This window comes from Falsihalocynthiibacter sp. S25ZX9 (assembly GCF_041205405.1).
Classification (GTDB): Bacteria; Pseudomonadota; Alphaproteobacteria; order Rhodobacterales; family Rhodobacteraceae; genus Falsihalocynthiibacter; species Falsihalocynthiibacter arcticus.
Genome location: NZ_JBGFCD010000046.1, coordinates 1 through 3,134 on the forward strand (window position 1 = coordinate 1; position 3,134 = coordinate 3,134).

Sequence of the window (3,134 nt, forward strand, 5' to 3'; positions counted from 1 at the left end):
TACCGCTTCCTCCTGTCAGATAACATACTGTTTTCTAACAAGAGTCGCAGTTGGAGGTAGCGCGCACCCAGCTACATGAGAAAGTCCTATAATCAATGTTATGTTAATTAGCCCTCTTGCAACTAACTGAGAAGTTCCGCTATTGTTCCTCATAACGCCCAAATATGCACGTTCGGGCAAGTTGGGCCGATTGACAGTTTTTGGGCAAGCCCTCTTGCGCGGCGCCCTCAAATTTCTCAAACGCTCGACGCGCTTCTGCGGGTGTTTGGTCTCCCAGAATCGATGTAATGCCAATCTAAGTTGTTATCACCAGCCCATTTTAGGATCGCACGATTGGGTTTCATTTGACCCCACCATTCAAACGGGTGTCGGGCAACCATATTTGAACAAACAGGATTCCCCCCAGACTTAATTGCTTAGTCTGATGCAACACAGTCTGCAAAATATTGGATCTGACCGTTTTCGTCCAATTCCTGAACGAGCCCATGAATATCTGTCTCAAACCCTGGGCATTCAAGCGCAAAGACTCTGTTGAATTTAAGATACTCGACGATCTTTTTATTAAAGACCTCTCCTGGGATAAGAAGCGGGATACCCGGGGGATATGGTGTGACAAGGCTTGTGGTAATGCGCCCTTCAAGATCATCAATCGGCACACGCTGCGTGGTGCGCGCCGCGATATGTGAGAAAGCATCTGTTGGTTTCATCGCCGGAACGAGATCGCTGAGGTACATCTCGGTCGATAAGATCGCGACATCCGACTTGGCATAGAGCGAATGTACGTGCTGGCACATGTCTTGCAGGCCCATTCCCTCGTAGCGGGGCTGCTTTGAGCAGAATTTCGGCATGCAGCGCCACATTGGCACGTTCTTGTCGTGGTCGTCCTTGAACTGCTGCAATTCGGTTAACAACGAGTTCCAACGCCCCTTGGTGATCCCGATCGTGAACATGATAAAGAAGCTATAAAGGCCGGTTTTCTCGACCACCACGCCGTGTTCGGCTAGATATTTAGTAACGATGGACGCTGGGATGCCGGAGAGGTCGAACTTCCCGTCTATTTTCAAGCCCGGCGTGATGATTGTCGCCTTGATCGGGTCCAACATGTTGAAACCGGGGGCCATGTCGCCAAAGCCATGCCAAGATTCCTCGCCATCTGACGGCTGCACACCCTCGGCGTCGGTTTTTTTCAGGACCCAGTTTTCCGCACTGTCGATGCCTTCATCGTCAAGCTCGTCTGGCCCCCAAACCTGGAACCACCAGTCGTTGCCGTATTCTCCATCCACCTTGCGCATGGCTCGGCGGAAATCGAGCGATTCAAGCAGGCTTTCCTCGACCAATGCACGTCCACCTGGAGGCTCCATCATCGCGGCTGCCACATCGCAACTTGCGATGATGCTGTATTGCGGGCTGGTCGAGGTGTGCATCAGGTAGGCTTCATTAAACAGGTGCCGGTCTAGCTTGGTGTCTTTGCTGTCTTGCACCAAGACGTGGCTTGCCTGTGAAATCCCAGCCAGAAGCTTGTGAATGGACTGGGTCGCGTAAGTCACCGAATGACTTGGACGATCCCGCTTGCGCCCCATCGCGTGGAAGTTTCCATAGAATGGGTGGAAGGCGGCGTGCGGCAACCAAGCCTCGTCGAAATGCAGGTTCTCGACATAGCCGTCGAGCATGCGCTTGATTGTCTCTGTGTTGTACAAAACGCCGTCGTAGGTCGATTGGGTCAAAGTGATAATGCGTGGCTTGACCGTGTCGGCATCCACATGCCCCAAGAGGGGGTTGGCGCGGATTTTTTCTTTGATCGCCTCTATCTCGAACTCGGCCTTCGGGATTGGTCCGATAATGCCATAGTGATTGCGGGTGGGCTTCATGAAGACCGGAATAGCACCTGTCATGATAATGCTGTGCAGAATAGATTTGTGGCAGTTTCGATCGACCACAACCACATCACCTGGGGCAACCGTGTGGTGCCAGACCATCTTGTTTGACGTACTGGTTCCGTTGGTCACAAAGAAGCAATGATCCGCATTGAAAATCCGCGCCGCGTTGCGTTCGGACGCACCGATGGCGCCGTTGTGGTCAAGCAATTGCCCCAATTCTTCAACCGAGTTGCACACATCGGCGCGCAGCATGTTTTCGCCGTAAAACTGGTGGTACATCTGTCCAATCGGGCTTTTCAGAAATGCCACACCGCCGGAATGCCCCGGACAGTGCCACGAGTACGATCCGTCTTCTGCATAGTCGAGAAGCGCCTTGAAGAACGGCGGTTGAATGCTTTCCAAATAGGTCTTGGCATCGCGAATGATATGACGGGCGACAAATTCTGGCGTGTCTTCGAACGTGTGAATGAACCCGTGCAATTCGCGCAAAATATCATTGGGCAGGTGGCGGCTGGTCTTGGTTTCGCCGTAGATATAAATCGGCACATCTTTGTTCTTCCAACGCACCTCTTCAATGAAGGTCCGCAGGTTCAAGACGGCAGGGTCCAGATCGGGACCGGTTGTGAATTCCTCATCGTCTATGGACAGCACAAAGGCACTGGCGCGGGATTGTTGTTGTGCAAATTTCGATAGATCGCCATAGCTGGTCGTACCCAGCACTTCGAAGCCTTCTTTCTCGATGGCTTCTGCAATGGCACGGATACCCAAGCCCGAAGAATTGTCTGATCTGAAATCTTCATCGATGATGACAATTGGAAAGCGAAATTTCATTAAAAGCTCCAAAATGACGGCGGCGAACGATGTATTTTCTCCGGGTTCGCTTCATTCATCGCAAGCCGGAAATTGAGCGACGTCGTTCCTTTAATCCGAGCGCCGTCGAATCAAGACACCCGTGTTTTACTATTTGGGTCAAAAAAGCCACGGCATCAAGTGGGTTGCAAGGCTCAGGACAAAGAAGAACCCTGCCATTTCAGTGATTGTTGTCAGGAGCTGCTAACGCGAAAAAGATCGCCACACATCCCTTACGCCCAACGGGTGTGGATGCGTCTCATGATCGGGCCGTTTAAAACGGGAGAGCGAAGCGACATTGATTACGGAAAAGCAAAGTTCACAGGCAAACAAGACTTAAAGTGAACAAAAGCCGTGACGAAGAAATCTTCTCTGCGGCTTTTTAGGTTTAAGCTTGGGTGTGCACTT

Annotated in this window: 1 protein-coding gene and 1 pseudogene; both read right to left on the reverse strand. The window is 51.5% G+C overall.

Going from position 1 to position 3,134, the window contains the following annotated elements; genetic code table 11:
* Positions 1-139: 139 nt before the first annotated feature.
* A pseudogene (locus tag AB9F29_RS21105) lies at positions 140-335 on the reverse strand (hypothetical protein); the annotation flags it as partial.
* A gap of 81 nt (positions 336-416) precedes the next feature.
* Positions 417-2,708: an Orn/Lys/Arg decarboxylase N-terminal domain-containing protein gene (locus tag AB9F29_RS21110; RefSeq protein WP_369757151.1), complete on the reverse strand. Its 2,292-nt coding sequence runs from the start codon at positions 2,706-2,708 to the stop codon at positions 417-419.
* Positions 2,709-3,134 lie beyond the last annotated feature (426 nt).

Excerpts from the sequence above, each read along its gene's own strand:
- AB9F29_RS21110 (WP_369757151.1), bottom strand. The coding sequence starts at position 2,708 with ATGAAATTTCGCTTTCCAATTGTCATCATCGATGAAGATTTCAGATCA.